Below are 26,929 nucleotides of genomic sequence, written 5' to 3'. Positions count from 1 at the left end.
CCGCCGGCCCCGGGGCCGGTCCTCCTGCCCGGTCGGGTCAGGAGGAGGGGGCCGGAAGGTCCGCGCGGACCTCGAAGCCGCCGTCCGGGGTCGGACCGGCGGTGAGCGAACCGCCGAGCAGCTGGGCGCGCTCGCGCAGGCCGACCAGGCCGTGGCCGCCGCCCGGCAGGATCTGTACGGGGCGCACCGGCGGCGCGTCGTTGCGCACCTCGACCCGCAGCCGCCGCCCGCGGGCCCGGATCCTGACGTGCACCGCGGCCTCGGGCGCGTACTTGGTGATGTTGGTGAGCGCCTCCTGCACGGTGCGGTAGGCGGCCCGCTCGACCGCCTCCGGCCAGGGGCGGTCGCCCGGGACGAGCTCGGCGTCCGCGGCCAGCCCGCTCTCCTCGATCAGCCGGGGCAGATCGGCCAGCCTGGGCTGCGGGGCCAGCGGGGTGTCCATCCGCGGCCCGCCGGCCCGCAGCACCCCGACCATCTGGCGCAGCTCCTCCAGGGTGCGCACCGACAGTTCGCGGATGGTCCGGGCGACGCCGGCGGCCGCCTGGTCCGGGGTCGAGACCTGCAGCGCGCCGGCCTGGATGCTGATCAGGCTGACCTGGTGCGAGACCACGTCGTGCATCTCCCGGGCGAGTCGGCCGCGCTCCTCGCTGAGCACCCGTTCGGCGAGCAGCCGGCTCTCCCGCTCCTGGCCGCGGGTCAGCTCGTCCAGCCGGGAGGCCAGCTCGCGCCTCGTCCGGGAGAGCAGACCCGTGGCGGCCGGCCCGGCCGCGAGCATCACGGACTGGATGGCGTACAGCGCGGTGTCCCGGCTGATCGTGAAGTTCTGCTCGGAGACCGGCCAGTGGAAGAACTCGACCAGGGCGAACAGGGTGGCGCACGGTACCACCACCCGGGGCCGGGGGCGTTCCGCGGCCACCGTGTAGACGGCGGTGATCGGGGCGAGCCAGATGTCGTCGAAGTAGCTGCCGGGCATGGTCAGCAGCAGCACGGTGACCGGGAAGCGCCGCCGCCACGGCAGGACGACGGCGGCCAGCACCGACAGCAGGGTCTGCCACGGCGGGGCGTCCCGGGCCACCAGGGCGGCGTCCACCAGCGAGTAGAGGGCGGGCAGCAGGAGCATCAGCCAGGGTGCGGCGAACCCGGGCAGGAGGCGTCGGGCGGCGGTGGCCTCGCCGCTCATGCCCCGTCGCTCGGCTTCGGGCGGACCAGCCCGGCCCGGTGGGCGATCACCGCCGCCTGGACCCGGTTGGCGGCTCCGAGCTTGCCGAGGATCGCGCTGATGTGGTCCTTCACGGTGCCGGTGCCCAGGAACAGCCGGTCGGCGATCTCGGCGTTGGACAGGCCCTCGCCCAGCAGCGCCAGCACGTCCAGCTCCCGGCCGGTCAGCGTGCGGGCCAGGGCGGCGGCCTCGGCGTCCGGGCCGCCGCCGTCCACGTAGCCGCCGATCACGGTGCGGGTCACGGTCGGGGAGAGGATGTTGCCGCCGGCCGCGAGCACCCGGACGGCGTGCACCAGCTGCTCCGGGGCGGTGTCCTTGAGCAGGAAGCCGGCCGCGCCGGCCCGCAGCGCGGTGCCGATGTACTCCTCGGTGTCGAAGGTGGTGAGCATCGCCACGGCCGGCGGGTCGGGCAGCGCCCGCAGCCGGCGGAGCACCGAGATGCCGTCCAGGTCGGGCATCCGGATGTCGAGCAGCACCACGTGCGGACGCAGCCGCCGGACGTGCTCCTCGGTCTGCGCGCCGGAGCAGTCGCCGACCACCTCCAGGTCGGGAGCGGAGCCGACGATGAGGCCCAGCCCGGACCGGACCAGGATCTCGTCGTCCACGATCAGCACGCGGGTGGTGGTGATGGTCCCTCCTCGGTTCGGCGGCCGGGCCGGGGCCGGTCCGCATGACTGGAATCGAGGGTAGGGCCTGACCGGCGGCTTCGCCGGGCCCCGGGCCCGGCGCACCCCCGCCGAACGGCGGGGGTGTGAATCGGCTACCTGGTTCACGCGATTCTCACGCTGAGTGGGGAACCATGGAATTGGCTGCCGCTCAGTCGGCCTGCGGCCGAGGTGGGCGTCCAGCCGGGCCGTGTGCGGATGCGACCCACCACCTGATCGTTTGGAATTGAGCTGTGTCGTCCACTGTGAAGCCGGAGCCGTCCACCTCCCCCACCGGGTCCGGGTCCGGGTCCGTCCCCGGCGCCGTGATGGCGCGCTGGCGCCCGCGGGCCGCCTCGGCGACGGTCTGGTACCTGCGGCTGATCGCCCTGCTGAACCTCGTCACGGTGCTGCTGGAGCCGTTCCGCGACCAGGTCGAGACGCACAACGAGGGTGAGTACTTCACCCCCTACCTGATGACCGCCGGCCTGAGCAGCGCGGTGCTGTCGATCTTCCTCGCGATCGCCATGCGGCGCCGCAAGCGGGCCGCCTGGATCTTCAACCTCGCCCTGGCCGGGCTGTTCGCCCTGCTCTACCTGATCGCCATGTCGCTGCCCGGCGAGGGCTTCGACCGGCACCCGCTGAACTATGTCTCGACCGTCCTGACCTGCGGCTTCGTGCTGGCGCTGCTGGTCGGACGGAAGGAGTTCACCTCCAAGGGCGACCGCTCCAACCCGAAGACCGCCGCCGCCACCTTCGTGGCCGGCCTGGGCTTCGGCGGTGTGGTCGGCGCCGCGCTGGTCGCGCTGACCAACAATCTGCCGACCGCGGGCTTCTGGGACATGTTCCGCTACTCGGTCGGCCGGATGATCACCATCACCCCCTCCGAGCACCTGCGCTCCGTGATCGACGCGCCGACCTGGGTGAACGCGGTCATCAACGCGATGGGCGCGGTGCTCTTCCTGCTCGTCCTCTACGTGGCCTTCCGCAGCCCGCGCGGCACCGAGCTGCTCAGCGCGGAGGACGAGCAGCGGCTGCGGGTGCTGCTGGACAAGCAGGGCGAGCGGGACTCGCTCGGCTACTTCGCGCTGCGCCGGGACAAGGCGGTGATCTTCTCGCCGAGCGGCAAGGCGGCGATCGCCTACCGGGTGGTCGGCGGCGTCTCGCTGGCCTCCGGCGACCCGATCGGCGACCCGGAGGCCTGGCCGGGCGCGATCGACGCCTGGCTGGCCGAGGCCCGCGAGCACGCCTGGGCGCCGGCCGTGATGGGCGCCTCCGAGGAGGCCGGTGTGATCTACGCCCGGCACGGCCTGGACGCGCTGGAGCTGGGCGACGAGGCGATCGTCGAACTGGACGAGTTCTCGCTGGACGGCCGGGCGATGCGGGTGGTCCGCCAGGCCTACAACCGGGTCAAGCGCGCCGGGTACACGGTGCGGATCCGCCGCCACGAGGAGATCCCCGAGAGCGAGATGGCCGACCTGGTCGCCAAGGCCGACCAGTGGCGCGACGGCGCGACCGAGCGCGGCTTCTCGATGGCGCTGGGCCGGCTCGGCGACCCGGGTGACGGGCGCTGCGTGATGCTGGAGTGCCACGACGCCGACGGCGAGCTGAAGGCCCTGCTCAGCTTCGTGCCGTGGGGTGCCGACGGGCTCTCGCTGGACCTCATGCGCCGGGCCAGGGACACCGAGAACGGCCTGATGGAGTTCATGGTGATCGAACTCCTCCAGCGCGCCCGCGAGGTGAATCTGGCCAGGGTGTCCCTGAACTTCGCAATGTTCCGTTCCGTTTTCGAGCGCGGCTCGAAGCTCGGCGCCGGGCCGGTGCTGCGGCTCTGGCGTTCCGTTCTGGGCTTCTTCTCGCGCTGGTGGCAGATCGAATCGCTCTACCGGGCCAACGCCAAGTACCGGCCGATCTGGGAGCCGCGTTATCTGCTCTTCGAGAAGAGCAGCGAGATCCCGCGGATCGGCATCGCCAGCGCCCGGGCCGAGGGCTTCATCACCGCACCGAGCCTGCCCGCGCTGTTCCGTCGCCGGCACCAGGGGCCGCCCGCCGCCGAGGCGCCCCGCGTGCCGGTGGCGGCACGGGGCGGGAAGGGGTAGACCCTCCGCCGGGGGGCGGAGGGGGCCGGTCGCCCGGATGGGGGGATTTCGGGGTGGCTCCTCCCCCCTGAGGATGACGGGGATCGGCACAAATGCCGATGTGGATTCGTATAGCGGCTTCTAATGTGGGAGTAGTCGGGAAGGCGCGTGCGCCAACGGGGATTTGGAGAACCGGTTGTGATGCGGAGGACCCACGCGGGGGGCGTGCGAAAGGGGCCGCTGGCTATTGCCGGAGAGGCCGCTGTCGCCGAGTGGGGAACGCTGTTCGGCACGGTCCGGGAGCAGGTGGTCCGCAAGAAGTTCGCGGCCGTCCCGCTGGCCACCGTGGCGACCTGCCTGATCCTGCTGTTCAGCATCGTCCAGCACCTGCCGGGCGGGGAGCACTTCGTCACCAGGATCGGGGTGGTGAAGGCGGCGCTGCCGCTGGACGTCTCGCTGCTGCGGACGCCGCTGTCGCTGTACGTGCCGGCCCTGGACCTGCCGGTGTGGGGGGCGCTGGCGCAGGTCTTCGTGGTCTTCGGGATCGCCGAGATCGTGCTCGGCCGGCGGCTGACCCTGGTGGTGGCCTACACCTGCACGCTGGCCGGGACGCTGTTCGCCCGGGTCGGCGTGGCGATCGGGCCGGACCACCTCTTCGGGTTCCCGAAGTGGGTCGCCTACGTGCGGGACACCGGGCCGTCGGCCGCGGTGGTGGCGCTGGCGATCTGCATCGCGTTCCGCTGCCGGGCCTGGTTCACCGCCGGGCTGGTGGTGACGCTGATGGTCGGCGAGGCGGTCGTGCTGCCGAACCTGGCGGGCATGGAGCACGTGGTCGCGGTGATCGCGGCGCTGCTGATCGCGGTGTCGGTGGAGGTCTTCGGGGACTTCTGGCCGCGGGTGCTGGCCGGCGTCGGGGCGGCCGACGTGGTGGCGACCGCCACCGCCTCGCTGGAGGCGGCCGCCGAGACCCGCCGCCGCGCTCCCGCCGGAGCCTGAGCAGACGCACCCGAGAACGCCCACCCGAGCACGCCGCCCTGCGCACGCCGGCACGCCGCCCTGCGCACCCCAGCACGCAGCCCGCGAGCCGAAGGGCCGCCGCCGGTGCCGAAAGGGAGCAGCGAGGACGCCGCGACGAAGGAGGAGCGTTGGAGCGCCGACCGTCGGCGCCGGCACCCAGCGGCCCGGAGGCGAGTGGGCTCCGATCAGAGGGGCAGCTCGAACCAGACGACCTTGCCGACCGCCTTGCGGGCCGTGCCCCAGCTGTCGGCGAGCTTGGTGACCAGGGTGAGGCCGCGGCCGGTCTCGCCGAGTTGCTCGGCGGGCTCCAGCGACGGCAGGTTGTGGTTGTCGTCGCTCACCTCGACCAGCAGCTTGTCGACCCGGATCAGCTGGAGCTGGACCCGGTCGCGGGCGACCCGGACGGCGTTCGTGACCAGCTCGCTGACCAGCAGCACGACGGTGTCGCTGACCGACTCCAGGTGCCAGGCGGCGAGCTGCTCGCGGACCAGGGCCCGGGCCCGGCCGACCTCGCGCTGGTCGACGGTGAGGTCCCAGGTGGCGACCTCGCTCGGCGGGACCCCGTCGAAGCGGGCCACCAGCAGCGCGACGTCGTCCTTGCGGTCGTCCGAGTGCAGCCGGTCCAGGACCACGTCGCAGGCCTCTTCGGGGCTCTGCGTGGGGTCGATCAGGTTGCCGCAGAGCGCGGCCAGCCCGGCTCCTATGTCGCCGCCCCGCACCTCGACCAGGCCGTCGGTGCAGAGCACCAGCATCGAGCCGTCCGAGACGTCGATGGTCTTGGCGACGAACGGGACCCCGCCCACGCCGATCGGGGCGCCGGCCGGGATCTCCAGCAGTTCGCCGGTGCCGTCCGGGTGGACCAGGACCGGTGGGACGTGGCCGGCGCTGGCCAGCTCGCAGGTCCGGTTGATCGGGTCGTAGACCGCGTACAGGCAGGTGGCGAGGTGGTCGTCGCCGAGCTTGTGGGCCAGGTTGTCCAGGTGGCGCAGCAGCTGGCCGGGCGGCAGGTCGAGGGCGGCGAGGGTCTGCATGGCGGTGCGGAAGCGGCCCATCGCGGCGGCCGAGTGCAGGCCGTGGCCCATGACGTCGCCGACCACCAGGGCGACCCGGCTGCCGGGCAGCTGGATGGCGTCGAACCAGTCGCCGCCGACCTCGGCCCGGGAGTCGCCGGGCAGGTAGCGGTGGGCGATCTGGACGCCGGGGATCTGCGGCGGGCGGGTCGGGATCATCGACCGCTGGAGGGTGGTGGCGACCCGCGCCTCGGCCCGGTGCAGCCGGGCGTTGTCGAGCGAGAGCGCGGCCCGGGCGGCCAGCTCCTTGAGGGTGGCGGCGTCGCACTCGTCGAAGGGGCCGCGGTCGGGGAGCCGGAGCAGCTTGAGGATGCCGAGCACGGTGCCGCGGGCGGAGAGCGGCACCACCAGCATCGAGCGGCCGGAGACCACCGGGACGAGCTCCGGTCCGCCGAGCGCGGCGGCGTAGTCGACGGCGACGTCCCGGGTGACCACCGGGACCAGTACGGGCTGGTTGAGCTGGAGGGCCATGCCGGGCGGGGTGCGGCGGGGCATGGCGACCAGCGAGCCCTCGGCGAGCACGTGGTCCCACTGGCCGGTGGACTCGTTGCGGGCGAGGGCCACCCGGCGGAGCATCGTGTCGTCGTCCGGGCGGGCCTCGGGCAGCTCGGAGTCGGAGATCAGGCCGTCGACGAGGTCGACGCAGGCGAAGTCGGCGACCCGGGGGACGAGCACCCGGCACAGCTCGTGGGCGGTGAAGCCGAGGTCGAGGGTGGTGCCGACCTTGCCGCCGACCTCGTTGAGCAGGGCCAGCTGCTCGCCGGCGTGGCCGTTGGTGAGGAACGGGCCGAGTCGGCCGCCGGTCGGTGCGGGGGCGGGCGGCGGCACGGTGACGGGGACGGCGGGCGGCGGGGTGGCCGGCTCGCCGGGGTGGAGCCGGTGCCCGTTGGCGGGCGGTCCGACGGTGGTCTGCTCGATGGTGGTGCCTCCTCTCGGCGGGGCCGGGACGACCGGGCCGGCGGCCTGTGTGCCGAGGCCGGTGACGGTCGGGCCGGCCACGGCCGGAGCGCCGGTCCGGTCGGCGGCCGGTGCGGCGGTTTGGGCACCGGCCTGTGCGGCGGCGGACTCGCGCTGGGCGGGCAGCGGTGCGGCCGGGCGGCGGCCGGGCGCGGACTGCTCGGGCTGCGGCGGCGGACCGAGCCGGGCGGTGCGCTGCTGCGCGGTCGGGTAGCGGCGGCCGATCCCGGCCGCGGCGTGCGCGGTGCCGGCCGCCGGGTCGGCCGGGTGCAGCGGCAGCACGGTGGCCGGGTCCAGCCGGAGGGCGGGCAGCCCGGCGCGGGCCAGGGCGGCGAGCAGCGGTCCGCGGCGTTCGGCGGAGCCGGGCAGCAGGGCGGCGAGCGGTTCCGGGACGGGCCGGCCGGCCGTGGTCAGCGCGGCGGAGAGCCGGTGGAAGCCGCCCAGCGCGCCGGGGGCGGCGGCGAACGGCAGCAGCCGCTCGCCGACGGCCAGCCTCGGGCCGGTGGAGCGCAGCGGGCGGGCGTCGGCCGCGAGGGCCAGCAGTCCGCCGGCCGGGCCGTCCACCGGGTAGGCCCACCAGAGCACGTCCCGCAGGTGCTCCTCGCGGTCGACCACGGGAAGCTGTCCCGCCCAGGCGGCGCCGGCCGCGGTCAGCTCGGCGAGGGTGGCGAAGGTGTCCCGGCGGCGGCCGGCGGCCGGGAGCGCGGCCGGGCCGGGGACGCTGCGCGGCTCGGCGGCGGGCAGCAGGCCGGCGGCCGGGCGGTCGCGGACGGCTTCCGCGCGGTGTCCGAAGAGTTCCTCGGCGGCCCGGCTCCACTGGGCGACCCGCCCGCCGCGGTCGACCAGCACGAGGGCGAGCCGGACCAGGGCGACCACCCTCGACGGCTGGTCGCCCGGTGCGGTGCCGGGCACCGGGTCGGTGCCCGGCGGACGCGGTGTGGAGTTGGGATCGTCCACCATGGATTCGGTCTGCTCCCGCCTGGCCGCCATGTCGGGAGACGGCCGTTTCTCCGGTGGAAGGCATGCTGTGCGGATACCAGCGAAGCACGGACGGGCCGGGAGTCGATACCAAAACGGGGAGATTCCTCGGTATCAGTTGCGTGTCACATGTCGTGCGCCGGTCCGCACTCCCCTTCCGCCTCGCGGCGGCGGCGCGCGGGCGGACGGTAGGGTCGCAGGACGGCACGCAGGAGGAGGCGAGAGGTGACCGCGCAGATCCCGGTCCGCTGGACCGATCCGGAGCAGCAGGAGCTGGAGGAGCGGGTCGAGGCCGCCGAACTCGCCTGGCTCACGATGGACGTCGACGTCCGGACGCTGCGCGTCGAGATCGACAACTTCGCGCTGATCCACCACCAGCTGCTCGGGCCGCTGTACGCCCGGCTGGACGAGCTGGACGCGCTGCTCGCCGAGGCGGTGGCGGCCCGCACCGGGGATCCGCGGGACCTGCTGCGGGCCCGCGAGGCGCGGCAGCGGGTCGAGGACCTGCCGGACCTGGACGCGCTCTTCGACAGCGTCCGGGAACAGGGCCGGTCGGAGTCCGACGGGCCGGAGCAGGCCCCGCCGCCGCCCGCCGCGCCCACGCGGGTGCGGCCCGGCCGGGAGGCCCAGCGGATCTACCGCGAGCTGGTCCGCCGCGCCCACCCGGACCTGTCCACCGACCCGGAGGAGCAGCAGCGCCGGGCGGCGTTCCTGGCCAGGGTCAACGAGGCCTACGCCTACGGCGACACCGGCGCGCTGGAGGCGCTGGCCGCCGAGTGGTCCACCGCGCCCGAGGCGGCGCCCGCCGTCGACTCCCCCGACCGGCTCGGCTGGCTGCGCCGCCGGCTGGAGTGGTTGACCGGCCGGATCGGCGAGCTCGCCACCGAGCAGGTCCGGCTGGAGCGCAGCGCGATGGGCGAGCTGCTGGCGCTCGCCCCGCAGGACCCGGACGGGCTGCTGACCGAGCTGGCCGAGCAGCTGCTGGCCAAGGCCGCCGCCCAGCAGGCAGAGCTGGAGCGGCTGATGGGCCCGGTGGGGGACAATGGCGGGGCCGATCCCGACGCCCAGGAGAACCAGACGATGTTCGCGCAGATCCCCACCATCGACGCCGCCGCCGTACCCGCCGACGCCGCCCTGCTGGACGTCCGGGAGCAGGACGAGTGGGATGCCGGGCACGTCGACGGCGCGCTGCACATCCCGATCGGCGAGGTGGTCGCGCGGATCGGTGAGCTGCCGGACGAGAAGCTGTACGTGCTCTGCCGGGTCGGCGGGCGTTCCGCGCAGGTCGTCCAGTACCTGGTGCAGAACGGCCGGGACGCGGTCAACGTGGACGGCGGGATGTACGCCTGGGACGGCGCGGGCCGCCCGATGGTGAGCGGCAACGGGCAGGACGCCTTCGTCCTGTAGCGGGGAGGGCGGGGGACCGTGCGGAGCGAGCCGGAGGGGCGGCCCGAGGGGGCCCGGGAGGTGCCGCGGGCGCTGCGGTACCCGTGGCCGGTGGTGCCGGGGCTGCTGCTCGCGGTGGCCGGCCAGGTGCTGGCGGCGACCGGCCACCCGGTGGCCGCGATCACGGTGGGCGCGGCCGGTGCGGCGGTCGGGCTGACCGTCGTGGCGGTGGTGCTGCGGCGGCGCCGTCGGAGCGGACCGGCCGGGTCCGGGGGCTCCGCAGGGCGGCGCGAGTAGGGCAGGATGGGCGCGCGACCGGGCCGGCGCGGTGCCGGCCCCACCCGTCCCGGGGGAGTTCATGGCCGAGAGTGCCGAGGACGCCGATCACGCTGATCACGTCGAGCACGCCGAGAACGTCGAGGACGCCGAACGCACCGAGAGCACCAGGACCACCGAGACCACCGAGACCACTGGGACCACCGAGAGCACCCAGGCGCCGCCCGTCGGCCGGGCCTGGTCGACGCCCGCCCGGGTCGTCCTGGGCGCGGCCGCCGTGCTGCTGGTGACGGCCACCGGGCTGTTCCTCGGCGCCGTCTTCCTGCACGTGGCGCCCGCCAATCCGCTCTCCCGGGAGTACCGGGAGCAGCTGGACGGCCTGATCTACCCGGAGTTCGAGCAGAACTGGAAGCTGTTCGCGCCCAACCCGCTGCAGCAGAACGTCGCGGTGGACGCCCGGGTGCGCACGGCGACGCCGGACGGGGAGGCCGTGGTGCACGGGTGGGTGGGGCTGACCGCGCAGGACATCGCGGCGATCCGGGGCAATCCGGCGCCCAGTCACGCCGACCAGAACCTGCTGCGCCGGGCCTGGGACTTCTACGACGGCTCGCACAGCGCCCAGGACGAGTCGCCGACCACGGAGCGCGGGCGGCTCGCCGAGCAGTACCTGAAGCGGATCGCGGTGCAGCGGATCGGGAGCAGCGTGGACGGGCGGCCGGTGGTGGCGGTCGAGCTGCGGGTGACCACCGGCACCGTCGCGCCGCCGGAGTGGAGCGGGGAGGCGGCGCCGCCCGCGCCGAAGGTGCGTGAGCTGCCCTGGTGGCCGGTGGCGGACGAGGACCTGCGGGGGCTGCGGTGAGCGGTACGACGCCGGCCGGGGCGCCGGAGCGGCTGCGTGAGGGGATCCCGCGTCAGTCCGGACCGGTGGCCGCCGAGGGCGGTCCGCGGCCGGGTCCGGTCGGGCCGGCCTGGCTGACCGGGCCGGCCGGGTTGGCCGGGGCGGCCGCGCGGGTGTTCGCGGTCTTCGCCGGCCGGGTTCTCGGGCGCCACCAGGCGGCGACGGTGCGGATCGGCTTCGGGCTGGTCTGGCTGGCGTACCTGCTGCGCGAGTGGCCCAACCGGCGGCTGCTGTACGGCGACACCTCGCCCTGGTCGGCGGACCTGGCCCGGCAGCTGCTGGCCGACAACGGGGCGCTGACCGTGCTGCCCTGGTTCGACGGGCGGCTCTGGTTCGAGCTGGTCTACCACCTGGCGGTGCTGTCGGCGCTGGCGGTGCTGCTCGGCTGGCGCACCCGGGCGGCCACCGTGCTGTTCCTGGTCACCGTGCTGTCGCTGCAGAACCGCAACGTCTTCCTCGGCGACGGCGGCGACAACATCGTCCACCTGATGGCGGTCTACCTGGTCTTCACCCGGTGCGCCGAGGTGTGGTCGCTGGACGCCCGGCGGGCCCGGTCCGGGCGGGGCGGGGCGCTCGGGGTGCAGCTCTGGGCTCTGCTCGGGGCGCTGCTGCTGGTCTGTCAGCTGGGCGGTTTCGCGGGGACGAGCCTGGACTGGACGGTCCCGGCGTTCCCGTACGTCGGCTGGGGGGCGCTGTTCTGGCTGCTCTGGGCGGTGGCCGGGCTCTGGTGGCTGGTGGACCGGCTGGCGCCGCGGGGCGAGATCCGGGCGGTGCTGGACGCGCTGGCGACCATGGTGCACAACTGCGCGATGCTGGTGATCGCCGTCGAGGTGGTGCTGATCTACGCCACGGCCGGCTGGTACAAGGTGCAGGGCTCGCGCTGGCAGGACGGCACCGCGCTCCACTACCCGCTGCACCTGGACTATTTCACGCCCTGGCCGGGGCTGTCCGCGCTGGTCGGCGGGATGCTCCTGCCGGTGTTCCTGATCACCTACGGGACGGTGCTGCTCCAGGTGGCCTTCCCGTTCACGCTGGTGAACCGGCGGATCAAGAACGTGCTGCTGGTGGTGATGATGGCCGAGCACCTGGGGATCGCGGTGCTGCTCGGGCTGCCGGTGTTCTCGCTGGCGATGATCGCGGCGGACGCGGTGTTCCTGCCCACGGCGGCGCTGCTGTGGGCCGGGGAGCGGGTCGCGCGGATCCGGCCGTGGAGAGCCCCACTAAGCTGACCGCTATGTCCTGGTTCGCCGCGCTTCGAGACACCGCGCGGACCGGACTGACCATCGACCGGACGCTCACCGACCCCAAGCGGGCGCTGCGCGGGGCGGTCGCCGTCGCCCTGGTGCTCTTCCCGACCCTCGCGCTCGGCGACGCCCGGCTCGCCACCTCGGCCGCGATGGGCGCGTTCATCGCCGGGACGGCGACCTTCCAGCGCAGCTTCCGGCCCCGGGCCACGCTGGCCGTCGCCGCCGGGATCGGACTCGGCGTCAGCACCTGCCTCGGCTACCTGGCGGCCGGGGTGACCGGGCTGTTCCCGACGCTGCTGGCGGTCTGGGCCTTCGGCGCCGGGCTCGCCTGGGCGATCGGGCCGACCGCCGGGGTGGTCGCCGCCAACACGCTCTCGGTGATGCTGATCGTCGTCCAACTGCCGGTCAGCCCGCTCACCGCGCTCGGTCACGGGCTGGTCTGCTCGCTCGGCGGCGCCGTCCAGGCACTGGTCATCACCGTCTGGCCGATCGGCAGCTGGACCGCCCAGCGCGAGGCGCTCGCCGACACCTACGCCGAGCTCGCCGACTACGCGCGCCGGCTGCGCCAGGACCCGACCGCGCACATCGACCCCGAGCCCTTCATGGAGGCCCGGCACGCCGCCGCGCTGACGCCCTGGCAGGACCGGCACCGGCCGGCCGAACTGCGCGGCCTGCGCGGCCTCGCCGAGCGGATCCGGCCCACCCTGGCGGCGATCGCCGATCCCAAGGTCGGCGCCCCCGAGGAGGGCCCGGAGCGCGACCGGGCCCGGGAGGTGCTGGCCGCCTCCGCCGAGGCGATGGACGCGCTGGCCCGGGCGATCCGCACCGGCGAGCCGGTCCGGCTGTCCCCCAGCCCTCGGCCGGGGGGACCCCCAGCGCTCGGCCCGGCGCTCACGCTGGTCGCCCGGACCGAGGGCCCGGAGCTGCGCGGCGCCGCCCGCCGGGCCGCGCGCCGGCTGGCCGGACTGCTCCGCAAGGCCGCCGACGCGCTGGACCGCGGCTCCGAGGACACCATCGACACCCCCGTCATGCAGCCCGGCGGGGCTCTGCGCAAGCCGCCGCTGGTCAAGATGCTGCCGACGGCGCTGCGCGCGGTGCGGCGGCAGTTCCATCCGCACTCGGCGGTCTTCCAGCACGCCGTCCGGCTGTCCGGCGTGGTCACCGTCGCCTATCTGCTGGCCCGGCTGGTGGGCTTCCACCACGGCTACTGGGCGCCGATGACGGCCGCGATGGTGATGCGGCCGGACTTCGCGCAGACCTACAGCCGCGGCGTGGCCCGGCTGGCCGGGACGGTCGTCGGCGTGGCCGCCTCCACGCTGGTGGTGCAGCTGGCCCGGCCCGGGGAGTGGGTGCTGGCCGCGCTGGCGGTGGTCTCGATCGGCGGCGCCTATCTGACCTTCCGCACCGGCTACGCGGTGATCACCACCTGCATCTCCTCCTACGTGGTCTTCCTGCTCGGCCTCCAGGAGGGGAACCCGCTGGCCACGGCGGTGGAGCGGGTCGGTCTCACGCTGCTCGGCGGCTCGGTGGCGCTGCTCGTCTACGCGCTCTTCCCGACCTGGCAGACCGCCCGGCTCGGCGAGCGGCTGGCCGAGTGGCTGGCCGCCGCCGGGCGGTACGCGGCCGAGGTGGTCGCCGTCTACGAGCGGCCGGCGGCGCCGCGCGGACGGGAGGTCCGCTCGGCGCTGCTGGACTCCCGGGAGGCGCGCTCGGAGCTGCTCCAGGCGATGCAGCGGGCCGACGCGGAGCCCGGCCGGCACGCCTCCGGGCTGCCCGGGGTGAGCCGCCGCCAGCTGGACCGGTCGCGCGCGGCGGTCGGCCACCTCGGGCGGGTCGCCGTCCTGCTGGAGGCCCACCTGCCCGGCGCGGACGCCGAACCGGTGCCGGGGGCGGCCGAGTTCGCCGAGGAGCTGCGGCTGGCCACGGCGCTGGCGGCCGGTGCGCTGCTGACCGGTCAGCCGGTGGAGTTCGGTGCCGTCCGGGAGGCCCAGGAGCGGCTGGAACGACGGCTCGCCGAGGAGCCGGCCGGGGTGCAGCGGGACGTGGTGCGCTCCGGCACCCGGCTGCTGCTCCAGGCACTGAAGGACCTCGAACGGGCGCTGCGCGGCGGCGGCACGGCGGCCGCCGTCGGGCTGCGCGAGCCGGAGCCCACCGGGCGCTAGGCGGTCTCTGCCGAGGCCGCGGCCTCCAGCCGGTCGGCGAACCCGCAGGCGAAGTGCCACCGGTGGCCGGTGGACGGGTGGAAGCGCAGGAGGAAGCGGAGCGGGCCCCCGCCGACCGTCTCGACGATCTCGACCGTGCCGCCGGTGGAGTCGGCCGGGTGGTGCCCGGGGTCGGCGGCGAGCAGGGGGCCGGTCCGGGGCCCGCGGTCGGCCCTGCCACCAGGTGAGGAAGACCGCGGTGTCGACGGCTCTGCCGGCGCTAGCATAGGAGGAGGAAAGTTCTCCGGTTAAGGGGTTGGGCCATGAGGGCAGACGCGGAACGCAGCCGGCGCAGGATCCTGGACGCCGCCTGCGAGGTCTTCCTGGAACGCGGCCCGGACGCCCCGCTGGACGCGGTGGTCCGCCGGGCCGGCGTCGGGCCGGGCACCCTCTACCGCCGCTTCCCCGACCGGACGGCCCTGGTCAGGGCCTTGGTCACCGATCTGCTGGCCCGGCTCGCCGAGGCCGCCGGACAGGCCCGGGCCGCCGAGCCCGACCCCTTCCGGGCGCTGCGCCGCTTCGCGCACGCCGCCGCCGACCTGCGGATGGGCGCGGCGATCGTGGTGCTGCTGGAGCGGCTGGTCGTCGACGCGGACCTGGTCGCCGTCCGCTCCCGCGCGGTCGCCGAGGTCGAGGCCCTGCTGCACGCCGCCCAGGACGCCGGGCAGCTGCGGGCGGACGTCGGGATGGGTGACCTGGTGCTGCTCTGCGTACGGGTCTCCCGGCCGCTGCCGGGCGGCCTGGCCGCGCTGGACGCCGACGGCACGCTCGTCCACCGGCACCTGGACCTCGCGCTGGCCGGTCTGCGGCCGGGCGCCGGGGACACCGGCGGCGGGGAGAGCGGCAGGGCGCCGCTGTCGTTCGAGCAGGTGATCGCGGCCGCCGGACGGCCGGGCGAACCGTCCCCCACCGGGACGGCCCCCACCGGAGTGGCAGAGTGAGCCGGATGAACGAGGAACTGCTGCGGGCCTGGCGGGCCGGGGCCGAGGAGCCGGGAACGGTGCTGCTGGACGGGTTCCACCCGCTGAAGCACGCGCTGCGGTTCGGCGGCGCCGTCCGGCAGGTGCTGACCGCCGACCGGGCGGCGCTGCTGGCGCTCGCCGCCGAACTCGCCCCGGACGTGGCTCCCGCGCTGGACGCGCTGGCGGCCGAACTGCCGGCGGACGCGCTGCGCTCCCTCGCGCCCCGGCTGCACCCGACCGGGGTGATCGCGCTGGCGGTGCGGCCCACCGCCGAGGCGAACCGCGCCGCGCTGGCAGTCCGGCCCCGTCCGGCCCCCGTCGTGCTGCTGGAGAACCCGCGCAACCTGGGCAACGTCGGCGCGGTGATCCGGCTCGCGGCCGGCTTCGGCGCCGCGGGGGTGGTCACCACCGGCGAACTGGACCCCTGGCACCCGGCGGTGCTCCGCGGCAGCGCGGGCCTGCACTTCGCCACCGCCGTCGAGCGGCTGACCCTGCCGGAGCTGCCGGCCGGCCCGCTCTACGTGCTGGACCCGGAGGGCGCGGACATCCGGGCGACGGCCTTCCCGGACGACGCGGTGCTCGCCTTCGGCACCGAGCGGCACGGGGTGACGCCGGAGCTGAAGGCCCGGGCCGACGAACTGGTCGCGGTGCCGATGCGGCCCGGCGTCTCCAGTTTCAACCTGGCGACCAGCGTGGCGATGGGGCTGTTCCACTGGATGTCCGGGCGCCCGCCCGGCGCGCCGGCGTGAACCGGCGGCCGGGACGGACCGGATGACCGGGCGTCAGGAGAACAGTCGCCTCCAGGTGTCCGGGCCGGGGTAGCCGTCGGCCTCGGCGCCGCGCCAGCCCTGTGCCTCCTGGAAGGCCTGGACGTTGCGGCGGTCGGACTCCGTCCAGCGCGGGCCCGGGCCCTGGGTGTAGGAGGCGCCGTAGCCCTTGCGGACCAGCTGCTCGCCGAGCTGGCGCACGAAGTCGTTGTTGGCGCCGGGGCCGAACTTGTCGGCGCCCGGGAAGGCCGGCACCCCGGTGCCGGGGTTCACCGGCGGGGGCGGCTGCGGGGTGCCGCCGGTGCCTCCGGTGCCGCCGTCGATGTCGCGGCCCTTGCCGTTGACCAGGTAGTCCCAGGTGGCCTTGCCCGGGATGCCGTCCGCCTCGCTGCCGCGCCAGCCCTGGGCGAGCTGGAAGGCCTCGGTGGCCCGCCGGTCCGCCTCGCCCCAGCGCGGGCCGGGGCCCTCGCTGTAGAACCGGCCGCCGCCGCGCTGCACCAGCATCTGGCCGAGCCTGGTGACGTCGGCGTTGTTGGCGCCGGGGCCGAACGCGCCGGCACCCGGGAAGGCCGTCGACGCGGAGCCGCCGCCGCTGCTGCCGCCGTTGGAGGTGGAGAGCCCCTTGTAGCGGTACGGGACGTAGGAGGCGGAGTTGTTCCAGTACGCGTACGGGGTGGAGCGCTTGAGGGTGTTCGGGGGGGTCTGCTCGTACGCGATGTAGCGGGTGCGGGAGGAGTCGGTCCAGCCGCCGAAGATCGTCACGTGCGAACCGGACTGCGGGCTGGCCGGGTTGTTGTAGACCAGGATGTCGCCGGGCTGCAGGTCGGCCTTGGTGATCCGGTCGGCGAAGTCCGGCAGGGTCCAGGTGGTCTGGCTGCTGCCCAGCCCCCAGGCCATCGAGACGAAGCCGGAGCAGTCCTGGCGGTAGCCGTCCGACCAGTAGCGGCTCATGCTGTACGGGACCTTCTGGTCGACCCAGCGCTGGGCCCGTTCGATGATCTGGGCCCGGGTGACCGGCGCCGCCGTGGCGCGCGGGGCGGCGAACGAGCGGGTGGTGGGGGACTCGCCGTAGAGGCCGCTGACCTCGCCCTGCGGGGTCTCGCTGCGCGGGGCGGCCGGGCCGCCCGGGCTCGGGGTCGGTGCCGGGGCCGCGACGGCGGTGGCCGCACCGGCCGCGCCGCCGCCCAGGGCGGTGCCGACGGCGGCCATCAGCACGGCCGCCCGACGGCGGACGCTACGGGCCGCCGCGTGTCCGCCCTCGTGCACCGGCGCGGAACGCATCCGGGCCCGGCGGCGGGCGCAGCAGCCCCCGCATATGCAGTCGTCGTCCGGCTCTATCTCGTCGAATTCCAGCAGGGGGGCCGACTGGTCTGTTCGGGTCATACTCCGCCTCTTGTTTCTCCTGGTGGGGGACGGTGCGGGTCGCGCCGCTGACGGCGTGACAGCACGCTCCTTCCCAGGGACACACCGCTTGTTATCGGGACCAAAGTCCCAAAGCGGACCGCCGGGCGCCATGGCGGATTACGCCGAACGGGTGACGGCCGTTCGGCGCCCGGTCGGTGGCGCGGTGTCGGAGAGGGCGGTAGGGGGCGCTGGGGGGCACTCCCCGGCCGGGACATGGCGGGCGGTCAGGAGACGGACCGTCGGGCGCCCGGCGGGTTGGCGGGCGAGTACTCGGGCCCGGTCCAGGCCAGCGGAGTGGCGTCGGCCAGTTCGACGACGCCGGTGACGGCCAGGTCGACCACGCGCTCGGCGCCCGGCAGGCCGGCGGCGGCCGGTCCGGACCAGTCGGTCCTGGCCTCGCCGGTGATCAGCAGCGCGCCGCCGGTCTCCCAGTCCGGGACGAGCAGCCCGGCCCGGGGGTCGAGTTCCAGGTTTCCCAGCGTCATGAACATGCTGTTGCCCGCGTAGTCGGGCCAGCGCAGCCGGTCCGGTCCGAGTACCCGCAGGAAGCCCGGGTCGCCGCCGCGGTGCGAGGCGTCCATCGCGCCGTCCGGCCCGGCGGTGGCGACGAAGAAGGTGTCGGCGGTGCTCAGCCACAGCTGCTGGGCGGTGCTCAGCGCGGAGCCGGCCGCCACCCGGCGCGGGGCGCCGGCCTCCGGACGGTCCGCCGGGTGGCGGCGCTGGATGTACTTCGGGCAGTTGGCGTAGACCTGGTCGGCGCTGATCACCAGGCCGCCCCGGCCGTCCGGCACGGAGCGGCCGTTGACCCGCATCCGGCGCCGGCCGGCCGGGTCCAGGGCGATGGTGCCCACCTCGGCGGGGCCGGCCAGGGCGGCCGCCAGCGGGTCCTCCCCGGCCGGCCGGGCGGCCACCGTCACGGTCCGCTCGTCGGCGGCCCGCAGGAAGCCGGCCGGGCCGCTGAGCTGGGTGGCCCAGAGCCGGCCGTCGGCGTCGGCCGCGCCGGCCACCAGCACCCGCCGCTCGGTGAGGAAGCGGGCGGCCACGGCCGGGATGGTGCTGCCGACGGCGCGGCCGGAGTGGTCGGCGCGGTCCGTCCGGCCGGCCCGGTGCTGCACGGCCCGTTCGCCGGGGTGGTACGGCCCGGGTCGGTGGGACGGGCCGGATCGGTGGGCCTGGCCGCCGGTGCTCATCGCGGGTGCCTCCCTCGGCGTGCGGTTAGAAGAAACCGCAGGTCGGGGCGGACTCGGTGGGGGCCGGGGCGCCGGTGGCGTCGACCCCGGCCGGGGTGTAGATCTCCAGCCGGATGCCGTCCGGGTCGGTGAAGAAGATCCCGCCGGAGGCGGCGCCCTCGCGGTGCGGGACGACGCCGTCGTAGGTGAAGGAGGCGCCCAGTTCGCGCAGCAGGGCCTCGGCGGCGCGGACCTCGTCGAGCGAGTCGACCTGGAAGGAGAGGTGGTGCAGGCCGGGCGCGCCGGTGGGGAAGGAGCCCTCGCTCTGCTGCCAGAGCGTCAGCACCGGGCGGCCGTCGCGGCCGAGGAAGGCGAAGCGGCGCTCCGGATCGGTGCCCTCGTTGACCAGCTCCAGGCCGAGGACGCGCCGGTAGAACGCGGTCGAGCGGGTCAGATCGGTGACGTTCAGCCCCACGTGGCCGGTCTGCAGGGTGCTGCTGATGGTGCCGGACATGCCTGATCACTCCCCTGGTCAGGACGCCTCCGGGCGCCGCACTTAACCGTTATGGATGACGGTAGTGGTTAGATCGAAGGAGGGTCAACCAGTGTTGGCGTTTTCAATGGTTAGGTTTTCCGGGCGTGGCTGTGCCATGACAAGGATGCGGAGGGGCCGTGCGAGGGAGCGGGCGCGCGGGCGCCGGGCCGCGGTGCGGCTACTCCCACTCCCAGCGGACGCCGACGTGGCCCGGCTGCTGGTCGGGGGCGAGCACATGGGCGCTGGCCGAGGCGCCGATCCAGAGCTGCTCGCGGCGGCGGTCGACGTCCGCCCCCGGGTCGCGGTCGTAGCGCTCGCAGTGCACCGGCACGGTCGTCGGGTCGAAGTGCACCTGGAGCACGTACTCGCGCACCGGCGTGGCGAAGCGGCGGCTGTACTCGGTCGTCTCGGCGCCGCCGGACGGGATCGCCACCTCGTACTCGAAGACGGTGCTGTCACCGAGGCCCAGCGGGCGGTCCAGCATCACCTCGCCGACGATCAGTCCGGACTCCGGGCGGCGACGCACCCGGCCGAGCCGGCCGTGCCGCACGTCGGTGAGCTCCGGACAGCCGGTCGCCTCCTCGTCGGCCTTGTGGACCACCAGGCAGCGGGTCACCCCGGCCACCGTGGCGCGCACCACCAGGCGGATCCGCATCAGATTGCCGCGGCGGTCGGCGTCGACGTAGTACGAGTCGTGGACCGAGAGCCGCTCCAACTCGCCGGCCGGCGGTGCGTCCAGTTCGGCGAAGACCTCGGAGATCTCCTGCTCGCCCGGCCAGACGTCCTCCAGCCGCAGATGGCTGGTGCTGGCGTTGGCCGCCCAGCGGCCGCGCGGACGCGGCGGGCCGAGCAGCGCGGACAGCGTGGAGTGCGGCAGACCGAGCAGTTCCTCCAGCAGGTGCACGGCGCGCAGCGAGCTGGCCCGCTCGGGCTGGCTGCGTCCGCGCCGCCAGTAACTCAACGTCGTGACGCTGACTCTGACGCCCCGTTGGGCGAGTGCCGCGCGGATCCGGTCCAGGCTGAGGCCGCTGGCCTCGATCGCCACGTGCAGGGTGTCGGCGAAGCCACCGGTGGGGCTCGGGCGCCCGGGCGTCGGGGCGGGCGACAGCGGCGGAGCGGGTGGCCGGGGGGTGGGCGCGGGTGTGTCCTGGCGCGGCCCGACCAGTCTGAGTCGTGCGTCCTGGGGGTGCTGTGAGGCCATGTGGTTACCTTCCCCACCGAGCGGGTTCGGCAGACCCGGTGCGGCGCCGGAACGCGCCGTCAATGGCCTCGCCGAGCTGTGGGGAACCCTATGCACGGTCGAGAGGCTACGTCATCAGTCGTGCGTATGACAGTGGTCACGGGGGGTGGACCGCCGAGTGAGCGATCTTGAAACAGTACGGAAACACACCGCCCTTTCCCCGGGCGGGCGGCGCGATCCGGCCGGTCCACTGTCCTGTTCCGGCCAGGAACCGCCCGGACGGGGCCGGACGTAGACTCGGGGACCGTTCGAGGGCGAGGCAGCGAGGGAGCGACGATGACGGAGCGGACGGCAGACCTGCGGGACCCGCGCCCGCTGCTCGGCGAGCCGCTCGCGCTCGACCTGCTGAACACCCGGTGGGCCGGTGTGCCGGTCAACGACCTCTTCGCCGCGCCCGGGGGCCACGCGATCTGGCTCTCCTCGGCCGGACTGGCCGGGCGGTGCGCGGCGGACCCGGCCGGGCTGGCCGCCCTGCTGGAGGCCCGGGAGGCGCTGGCGGCGGCGGTCCGCGAACTGGACGCCGGCCGGCTGCCCGGGGCCGTCGAGCTGGCCGGTCTCGACGTGGTGCTGCGGCACGGGCGGGTGCGGCGGGAGGCCTCGGCGGCCGGGCCGGTGGACCGGGTCGAGGTGGACGAGCCGCACCGGCTGGCCGCCTGGCTGGTGGTGGACGACTTCCTGGGGCTGCTGGCCCGGGGACCGCGGCGGATCAGGAAGTGCGCGAACGAGGCGTGCATCCTGCACTTCTTCGACACTTCGCAGAACGGCCGCCGCCGCTGGTGCCGGATGGCGGTGTGCGGCAACCGGGCGAAGGCGGCCCGGCACTACGAGAAGGCGAAGGCCTGACCCCGGGGCCGTGGAGCCCCGGGGCCGGGCTGGGTGGGGTCGGGCCGGTGGGTCAGGCCTCGCCGAGCCACTCGGTGAGCGCGGCGCGCAGCTCGCCGGCGCCCGGGTCGACCGCGGCCCAGGCGGCGTAGCCGTCCGGGCGGATCAGCAGCACGGTGTCGCGCAGCTTGCCGTGCGGATCGGCCGGGGCGGCGGTGACCAGGCGGTCCGCCCACGGGTCGGCGGCCGTCACCTCGTCATTGCTGACCAGGACGAACTCGCCGGCCCGCAGGGCCTCGTAGAGCCGCTGCGGGGCGGCCGGACCGCCCTCGCGGGGCTGCTCCAGGGCGGTCAGCCGCAGGTCCGGGACGCGCTTGCCGACCAGCGGGTGGGCGTCCTTGGGCGCCGGGTAGGCGATGCCGATGCCGGAGATGGTGCGGGCGCCGCGCTCCACGACCAGGTCGACGTGCTCGGCGATCGAGGCGAGCGCGCCGCGCAGCGCCCGGGTGGCGGCCGACTGGGCGAGCGCGAGCCGGATCAGCGCGCCGGAGGTGCGCAGCACCGCCCGGCCGACCGGGTGGCGCTCGGTCTGGTACGTGTCGAGCAGCGCGTCGGTGGCCCGGCCGCGGACGGCGGCGGCGAGCTTCCAGGAGAGGTTGGCGGCGTCCTGCAGTCCGGTGTTCATGCCCAGACCGCCGGCCGGGGAGTGGCAGTGGGCCGCGTCGCCGGCCAGCAGGACCCGTCCGGAACGGTAGTTGGGCACCTGCCGCTCGTCGCTGTGGAAGGTGGAGCTCCAGCGGACGTCGTGCAGGCCGAAGTCCTCGCCGAGGGTGTCGCGGGCGATGTCGGCGAGCACGTCGAGCGGGGGCGTGGTGCCGTCGGTGAACCGCTCGGCGCGGTCCCAGGCGATGATCCGGTACCAGCCGTCGCCGAACGGCACCAGGAAGGAGAAGCCGTGCTCGTTGGCGCCGACGCTGACCGCCTCGTCGGGCTCGCGCTCCAGCCGGACGTCCGCCAGCAGTACGGAGTCGACCACCGACTCGCCGGGGAAGGGCAGTCCGAGCAGCTCGCGGACGGTGGAGTGCACGCCGTCGGCGCCGACCGCGTAGCGGGCCCGGCGGGTGGTGGCGGCGCCGTTCTCGACGGTCTCGACGGTGACGCCGTCGGCGTCCTGCTGCAGGCCGGTCACCTCGGCGCCGCGCACGATCGTCGCGCCGGCCTTCACGGCCCGGTCGAGCAGCAGCTGTTCGGTGCGGTACTGCGGGGTGATCAGGACGAAGGGGAAGCGGGTGGGGAGGTCGGTGAGCTCGACCCGGAGCTTGTTGAAGAGCCGCAGGTGACCGAGCGGTCGGCCGGTGGCGATGAGTTCGTCGGCGAGGCCGCGGGCGTCCAGGAGCTCCAGGGTGCGGGCGTGCACGGCGAAGGCCCGGGTGAGGTTGGACTCGGAGGCGCGCTTCTCCAGGACGGTGACGCCCACCCCGGCGGCGGCGAGGTCGCCGGCCAGCAGCAGGCCGGTCGGTCCGGCGCCGACCACGATGACGTCGGTGACGGTCTGCTTCTCGGTCATGTGTCAGCTCCCGGTGCTCGAACAGCGGATGGACGCCGGGTGTGGCGTTTCCCCGCCTCCATCATCGCTTCCCGGGCGTGACGTTGTGAATCTCCGGTCCCCGGCGAGTGGCCGGGGACCGGGGGCGAGCACACGTCCGAGGGCGCCCGCCCCGAGCCGCAGCGGGTCGGAGGGCCCGGAGGCGAGCGGGCGATCAGCTGTGGCGGCGGATCTCCACGGTGCGGAACCGGTTGGCGACGAAGGCGCCGTCGCAGTAGGCGGAGTTGGCGGCCGGGTTGGCGCCGGTGCCGTGCAGGTCGGAGAAGGCGGCGGTCTGGTTGGCGTACACCCCGCCGGTGAGGTTGAGCGAGAGCGAGACGCCGGAGTCGAGGGCGGCCTCCACCAGGGCGGCCTCGACCTCGGGCGAGGTGGTGTAGCCGGAGGCGGTCATCGCGCCCCGGCTGCGGACGGTGTCGCGCAGCAGTTCGACCGCGGCGGCGGTGTTCTCGACCGCGACGGCGAAGGAGACCGGGCCGAAGCACTCGCCGCGGTAGACGGCGCGGTCGTCCGGCTTGTCGGCGTCCAGCTTGACCAGCGCGGGGGTGCGGACCGTCGCGCCGGGGAACTCCGGGTGCTCCACCGCCCGCGGGGCGAGGGCGAGTTCGCCGTACTCGCCGCCGGCCGCGGCGGCCGAGCGCTGCAGCACGCCGGGGTTGACCACCGCGCCGAGGACGGCGGTGGCGCGGGCGTCGTCGGAGAGCAGGCCCTCGATGGCGGCGGCGAGGTCGCGGACCACCTCGTCGTAGGACCTGGCGCCCTGGTCGGTGCCGATGCCGCCGCGCGGGATCAGCAGGTTCTGCGGGGTGGTGCACATCTGGCCGCTGTACAGCGAGAGCGAGAAGGCCAGGTTGTTCAGCATGCCCTTGTAGTCGTCGGTGGAGTCGACGACCACGGTGTTGACGCCGGCCTTCTCGGTGTACACCTCGGCCTGCCGGGCGTTCTCCTCCAGCCAGTCGCCGAAGGCGGTGGAGCCGGTGTAGTCGATCAGCTTGATCTCCGGGCGCACGGCCAGGGTGGCGGCCACGGTGCCGCCCTCGTGCTCGACGGCCAGGCAGACCGTGTTCGGGTCGAAGCCGGCCTCGGCGAGCACCTCGCGGGCGACCTCGACGGTGAGCGCCAGCGGGAGGACGGCGCGCGGGTGCGGCTTGACCAGCACCGGGTTGCCGGTGGCCAGCGAGGCGAACAGGCCGGGGTAGCCGTTCCAGGTGGGGAAGGTGTTGCAGCCGACCAGCAGCGCCAGGCCGCGCGGGACGACGGTGAACTCCTTGGTCATCACCAGCGGATCGCGCTTGCCCTGCGGCTTGGTCCAGCCGGCGCTCTCCGGCAGCCGGGTCTGCTCGGTGTACGCGTAGGCGACGGCCTCCAGGCCGCGGTCCTGGGCGTGCGGGCCGCCGGCCTGGAAGGCCATCGCGTAGGCCTGGCCGGTGGTGTGCATGACGGCGTTGGCGAACTCGTGCGAGCGGGCGTTGATCCGGGCCAGGATCTCCAGGCAGACGGCGGCGCGGGCGAGCGGACCGGCGGCGGCCCAGGCCGGCCGGGCGGCGCTCAGCGCGGCGATCAGGGCGTCCGGGCCGGCGTGCGGGTAGCCGATGCCCAGCTCCAGGCCGTACGGGGAGGCCTCGCCGCCGACCAGGTCGCCGTCGACGGGGTGGCCGGGCAGCTCGAACGGCCGGTTCAGCCGCGACTCGAAGGCGGCCCTGCCGTCCGCGGCGGCGCTCTCGCCGTAGGCCTTGGGGAACTCGGGGTAGGGCGACCAGTAGTCGCGCTCGGCGGCGGCGTCGACGGCGGCCTCCAGGGTGGCCCGGTGGCGTTCGACGAGCTCGGCGACGTGGGGGTGGGTGACCGCTGCGGACATGGTGTGCGCTCCTCAGAGGGGAGGACGGGACACGTCACAGAGTAACCGAACGATCGGTCGGCTCAAGAGGGCGAACGGTGAACAAAGGCCGGGGGCGCGTCCGATCACGGACGCGCCCCCGGCCGGTCGTGGCAGCGGGTGGCGGCGGGGCCTACGGGATGCCGAGCTCGAAGATCACGTAGCCGGCGTACCAGCCGGAGGCGACCGCGCCGGTGCCGAGCACCCCGGCCAGCACCGGCCAGCTCAGCCTGCGCATCGCCACCGCGAGCGCTATCAGCAGCGGGAAGGCCGGCAGCAGGTAGCGCGAGGTGTTGCCGAAGATGCCCAGGCTGCCGAGCACCGAGACGATGGTGGCCAGGGTGTACGCGGTCAGCACCAGCGGCGGGCGCAGCCGGACCAGCAGCACGATCAGCACCGGCAGGCTCAGCACCAGCAGCGTCGCCAGCATGTCCGAGGTGTGGTAGGCGAAGGGGTAGTCGTTGCGGCCCAGCAGCACGCCGCGGATCGCGTTCCAGGTGCCCTGGCCCCAGTCGAAGTAGTGCAGCCAGGCGTCGCGCTGGAGCGTGAAGTAGCCGCCCCAGTCGCCCATCCGCCAGCCCACCCAGCCGACGTAGCCGAGCAGTCCGAGCGGGGCCAGCAGCAGCCCGGTCAGCGGGCGCAGCACCCCGCTGTCCCGCCGGTACAGCTCCACCAGCGCGGCCAGGCCGACCGCGCCGATCAGCGCCGCCGAGGTGGGCCGGTTGAGGCCCGCGATCAGGGTGATCACCCCGGCCGCCACCCACTGCTTGGTCATCACGCAGTAGCAGGCCCAGGCGGCCAGCGCTATGAACAGCGAGTCCGAGTAGAGCGCCCACTCGGCGCCGGAGCCCGGGGCGATCGCCCACAGCCCGGCCGCGATCACGCCGGCGCGCGGGCCGGCCAGCTTGTCGACCACCGCGTAGATGCCGGCCGCGGCGAACAGCGAGGCGACCACCGAGACCAGCATCCCGGCGCCGTACAGGCCGAACGGGCTGATCTCCGAGACCAGCCGCATCAGGCCGGGGTAGAGCGGGAAGAAGGCGGCGGAGTTCTGCTCGATGGTGAAGCCCGGGGTGCCGCCGGGGACCGGCACCAGCGCCGGGTGGTAGCCGAACTGGGCGACCTGCTGGTACCACCAGCCGTCCCAGCTGGCCAGCACGTCCCAGGGGTTGGCGCCGCCGCCGAACCGGGGGTGCTTCTCCAGGTAGTCGCCGGAGAAGGAGAGCAGCTTCATGAAGACGGTGAAGCCGACCAGCTTCAGCACCGCGTAGCACCACACGGCCGGGCCGAAGCGCAGCACCAGGTCGCGGGCGCGGTCGCGCCAGTCGGCCGTGGTGCCGGTCGCCGATCCGTCGCTGCGCTGCTCGGGCAGATCGGATTCGACTGCCGGTATTGCGCTCATCGACTACCCCACCTGGTCGGCCACGGACGGATCGTCCGCCGAGTCTAGGGCGTGGGCCCGCGATTTGGTGTGGACCAGGGCACCCGGACGCCGCCGCACCGGGGCGGGCGGGGATACTCGGAGGATGGCCGATCACACCACGCGCACCGCCTACACCGTGGAGTCCCTGCTCGCGGTGACCGTCGACGTCTTCAACGAGCGCGGCTACGACGGCACCTCGATGGAGGACCTGTCGCGCGCGGCCGGGATCTCCAAGTCGTCGATCTACCACCACGTGCGCGGCAAGGAGGAACTGCTGCGGCTCGCCGTCGGGCGGGCGCTGGACGGACTGTTCGCGATCCTGGCCGAGCCGGGCGCGGTCGACGGGCCGGCGGTGGAGCGGCTGGAGCACGTCGTACGGCGGACCACCGAGGTGCTCCTGACGGAGCTGCCCTACGTCACCCTGCTGCTGCGGGTACGCGGTAACACGGCCACCGAGCAGTGGGCGCTGGAGCGCCGCCGGGAGTTCGACCACCAGGTGGCCGAGCTGGTGCGGGCCGCGGTGGCGGACGGCGCGCTGCGGACGGACGTCGAGCCGCGGCTGGCCACCCGGCTGCTCTTCGGCATGATCAACTCGATCGTGGAGTGGTACCGGCCGGGCAAGGCCGCCGACGGCATCGCGGACGCGGTGGTCCACCTGGCCTTCGACGGCCTGCGGGCCCGCTGAACAGGGCCCGCCGAACCGGGCGGGTCAGTCCGGCGGGACCTGGTCGGTCTCCTCGAAGACCAGCATGGTGCGGGTGCCGAGGACCTGCGGGATGGACTGGATCCGGTTGAGCACCAGCTCCCGCAGGGCGTGGTTGTCGGCGGTGTGCACCAGCAGCAGGACGTCGAAGTCGCCGCCGACCAGGGCGATGTGCGCGACCCCGGGCAGCGCCAGCAGCTGCTCGCGCACGGTGCGCCAGGAGTTCTGCACGATCTTCAGGGTGATGTAGGCGGACGCGCCCTGACCTGCGCGTTCGTGGTCCACCCTGGCCGTGAAGCCGCGAATGACGCCGTCCTCGACCATCCTGGAGATCCGGGCGTACGCGTTCGCCCGGGACACGTGCACCCGCTCGGCCACCGAGCGGATCGAGGCGCGGCCGTCCTGCTGCAGCAGCCGCAGGATCGACCGGTCGACCCGGTCGAGTCTGGACATC

Annotated in this window: 23 protein-coding genes; 11 read left to right on the top strand and 12 right to left on the bottom strand. The window is 74.8% G+C overall.

Annotated features, from left to right (window positions below; translation table 11 throughout):
- Window positions 1-37: 37 nt before the first annotated feature.
- On the bottom strand, window positions 38-1,180 hold the full coding sequence (locus tag ACFU9E_RS16105) for a sensor histidine kinase (RefSeq protein WP_380681528.1): 1,143 nt from the start codon (window positions 1,178-1,180) through the stop codon (window positions 38-40).
- Window positions 1,177-1,827 carry a response regulator gene (locus tag ACFU9E_RS16100; RefSeq protein WP_380681563.1) on the bottom strand — a complete coding sequence of 217 codons (651 nt, stop codon included), beginning with the start codon at window positions 1,825-1,827 and terminating at the stop codon, window positions 1,177-1,179. The genes ACFU9E_RS16105 and ACFU9E_RS16100 overlap by 4 nt, the downstream gene beginning before the upstream one ends.
- A 365-nt stretch (window positions 1,828-2,192) precedes the next feature.
- On the opposite strand from ACFU9E_RS16100, the gene ACFU9E_RS16095 reads away from it, so the two are divergent.
- Entirely contained in the window at window positions 2,193-3,962 is a 1,770-nt protein-coding gene (locus ACFU9E_RS16095; RefSeq protein WP_380681565.1) for a phosphatidylglycerol lysyltransferase domain-containing protein, read from the top strand.
- A gap of 204 nt (window positions 3,963-4,166) precedes the next feature.
- Window positions 4,167-4,937 carry a hypothetical protein gene (locus tag ACFU9E_RS16090; RefSeq protein WP_355362454.1) on the top strand — a complete coding sequence of 257 codons (771 nt, stop codon included), beginning with the start codon at window positions 4,167-4,169 and terminating at the stop codon, window positions 4,935-4,937.
- Window positions 4,938-5,143: 206 nt separating this feature from the next.
- Here ACFU9E_RS16090 and ACFU9E_RS16085 read toward each other — a convergent pair whose 3' ends face one another.
- Entirely contained in the window at window positions 5,144-7,945 is a 2,802-nt protein-coding gene (locus ACFU9E_RS16085) for a SpoIIE family protein phosphatase (protein WP_380681531.1), read from the bottom strand.
- Window positions 7,946-8,188: 243 nt separating this feature from the next.
- Between ACFU9E_RS16085 and ACFU9E_RS16080 the strand changes: the two genes are divergently transcribed.
- The 5 genes from ACFU9E_RS16080 (at window position 8,189) to ACFU9E_RS16060 (ending at window position 13,932) form a co-directional block, all read left to right on the top strand.
- Complete coding sequence (locus tag ACFU9E_RS16080; RefSeq protein WP_380681533.1) at window positions 8,189-9,370, top strand: rhodanese-like domain-containing protein; 1,182 nt, start codon at window positions 8,189-8,191, stop codon at window positions 9,368-9,370.
- A gap of 18 nt (window positions 9,371-9,388) precedes the next feature.
- Complete coding sequence (locus ACFU9E_RS16075; RefSeq protein ID WP_380681535.1) at window positions 9,389-9,646, top strand: hypothetical protein; 258 nt, start codon at window positions 9,389-9,391, stop codon at window positions 9,644-9,646.
- Between the two features lie 61 nt (window positions 9,647-9,707).
- Window positions 9,708-10,484 (top strand): DUF5819 family protein, encoded by a 777-nt coding sequence (locus tag ACFU9E_RS16070; RefSeq protein WP_380681537.1) that lies wholly within the window; start codon window positions 9,708-9,710, stop codon window positions 10,482-10,484.
- Window positions 10,481-11,752, top strand: a complete 1,272-nt coding sequence (locus ACFU9E_RS16065) for an HTTM domain-containing protein (RefSeq protein ID WP_380681539.1) — start codon at window positions 10,481-10,483, stop codon at window positions 11,750-11,752. Before ACFU9E_RS16070 ends, ACFU9E_RS16065 begins: the two co-directional genes overlap by 4 nt.
- A 5-nt stretch (window positions 11,753-11,757) precedes the next feature.
- A complete protein-coding gene (locus tag ACFU9E_RS16060; RefSeq protein ID WP_380681541.1) occupies window positions 11,758-13,932 on the top strand; it encodes an FUSC family protein in 2,175 nt (724 codons plus the stop codon).
- Here ACFU9E_RS16060 and ACFU9E_RS16055 read toward each other — a convergent pair.
- Window positions 13,929-14,198: a hypothetical protein gene (locus ACFU9E_RS16055; RefSeq protein ID WP_380681543.1), complete on the bottom strand. Its 270-nt coding sequence runs from the start codon at window positions 14,196-14,198 to the stop codon at window positions 13,929-13,931. The genes ACFU9E_RS16060 and ACFU9E_RS16055 overlap by 4 nt on opposite strands.
- Window positions 14,199-14,234: 36 nt before the next feature.
- Between ACFU9E_RS16055 and ACFU9E_RS16050 the strand changes: the two genes are divergently transcribed.
- The gene (locus ACFU9E_RS16050) at window positions 14,235-14,912 is read left to right on the top strand and encodes a TetR/AcrR family transcriptional regulator (protein WP_380681545.1); all 678 of its coding nucleotides are present in this window, start codon (window positions 14,235-14,237) and stop codon (window positions 14,910-14,912) included.
- Between the two features lie 5 nt (window positions 14,913-14,917).
- Window positions 14,918-15,682: a TrmH family RNA methyltransferase gene (locus ACFU9E_RS16045; protein ID WP_355362438.1), complete on the top strand. Its 765-nt coding sequence runs from the start codon at window positions 14,918-14,920 to the stop codon at window positions 15,680-15,682.
- A gap of 33 nt (window positions 15,683-15,715) precedes the next feature.
- Here ACFU9E_RS16045 and ACFU9E_RS16040 read toward each other — a convergent pair whose 3' ends face one another.
- From ACFU9E_RS16040 to ACFU9E_RS16025, 4 genes are all read right to left on the bottom strand, one after another.
- The gene (locus ACFU9E_RS16040) at window positions 15,716-17,083 is read right to left on the bottom strand and encodes a peptidoglycan-binding protein (protein WP_380681547.1); all 1,368 of its coding nucleotides are present in this window, start codon (window positions 17,081-17,083) and stop codon (window positions 15,716-15,718) included.
- 245 nt (window positions 17,084-17,328) lie between these two features.
- Entirely contained in the window at window positions 17,329-18,294 is a 966-nt protein-coding gene (locus tag ACFU9E_RS16035) for a pyridoxamine 5'-phosphate oxidase family protein (RefSeq protein WP_380715077.1), read from the bottom strand.
- 25 nt (window positions 18,295-18,319) lie between these two features.
- Window positions 18,320-18,787: a VOC family protein gene (locus ACFU9E_RS16030; protein WP_380681551.1), complete on the bottom strand. Its 468-nt coding sequence runs from the start codon at window positions 18,785-18,787 to the stop codon at window positions 18,320-18,322.
- A 199-nt stretch (window positions 18,788-18,986) separates the two neighbouring features.
- Window positions 18,987-20,009 carry a hypothetical protein gene (locus tag ACFU9E_RS16025; protein WP_380681553.1) on the bottom strand — a complete coding sequence of 341 codons (1,023 nt, stop codon included), beginning with the start codon at window positions 20,007-20,009 and terminating at the stop codon, window positions 18,987-18,989.
- Window positions 20,010-20,324: 315 nt separating this feature from the next.
- Between ACFU9E_RS16025 and ACFU9E_RS16020 the strand changes: the two genes are divergently transcribed.
- Entirely contained in the window at window positions 20,325-20,891 is a 567-nt protein-coding gene (locus ACFU9E_RS16020) for a CGNR zinc finger domain-containing protein (protein ID WP_380681555.1), read from the top strand.
- A 52-nt stretch (window positions 20,892-20,943) separates the two neighbouring features.
- Here the strand turns inward: ACFU9E_RS16020 and ACFU9E_RS16015 are convergent, their stop codons facing one another.
- From ACFU9E_RS16015 to ACFU9E_RS16005, 3 genes are all read right to left on the bottom strand, one after another.
- Entirely contained in the window at window positions 20,944-22,437 is a 1,494-nt protein-coding gene (locus tag ACFU9E_RS16015) for an FAD-dependent monooxygenase (protein ID WP_380681557.1), read from the bottom strand.
- 193 nt (window positions 22,438-22,630) lie between these two features.
- Entirely contained in the window at window positions 22,631-24,331 is a 1,701-nt protein-coding gene (gene paaN, locus ACFU9E_RS16010; RefSeq protein WP_380681559.1) for a phenylacetic acid degradation protein PaaN, read from the bottom strand.
- A gap of 151 nt (window positions 24,332-24,482) precedes the next feature.
- On the bottom strand, window positions 24,483-25,751 hold the full coding sequence (locus ACFU9E_RS16005; RefSeq protein ID WP_380684640.1) for a glycosyltransferase family 39 protein: 1,269 nt from the start codon (window positions 25,749-25,751) through the stop codon (window positions 24,483-24,485).
- A 124-nt stretch (window positions 25,752-25,875) separates the two neighbouring features.
- On the opposite strand from ACFU9E_RS16005, the gene ACFU9E_RS16000 reads away from it, so the two are divergent.
- Window positions 25,876-26,457: a TetR/AcrR family transcriptional regulator gene (locus ACFU9E_RS16000; RefSeq protein WP_380684641.1), complete on the top strand. Its 582-nt coding sequence runs from the start codon at window positions 25,876-25,878 to the stop codon at window positions 26,455-26,457.
- A 24-nt stretch (window positions 26,458-26,481) separates the two neighbouring features.
- Here the strand turns inward: ACFU9E_RS16000 and ACFU9E_RS15995 are convergent, their stop codons facing one another.
- Entirely contained in the window at window positions 26,482-26,928 is a 447-nt protein-coding gene (locus tag ACFU9E_RS15995) for an Lrp/AsnC family transcriptional regulator (RefSeq protein WP_355362418.1), read from the bottom strand.
- Between the last annotated feature and the right edge of the window lies 1 nt (window position 26,929).

It is taken from the genome of Kitasatospora sp. NPDC057595, assembly GCF_042800875.1.
Lineage (GTDB): Bacteria > Actinomycetota > Actinomycetes > Streptomycetales > Streptomycetaceae > Kitasatospora.
This window is presented reverse-complemented; position numbering and strand designations above follow the sequence as displayed.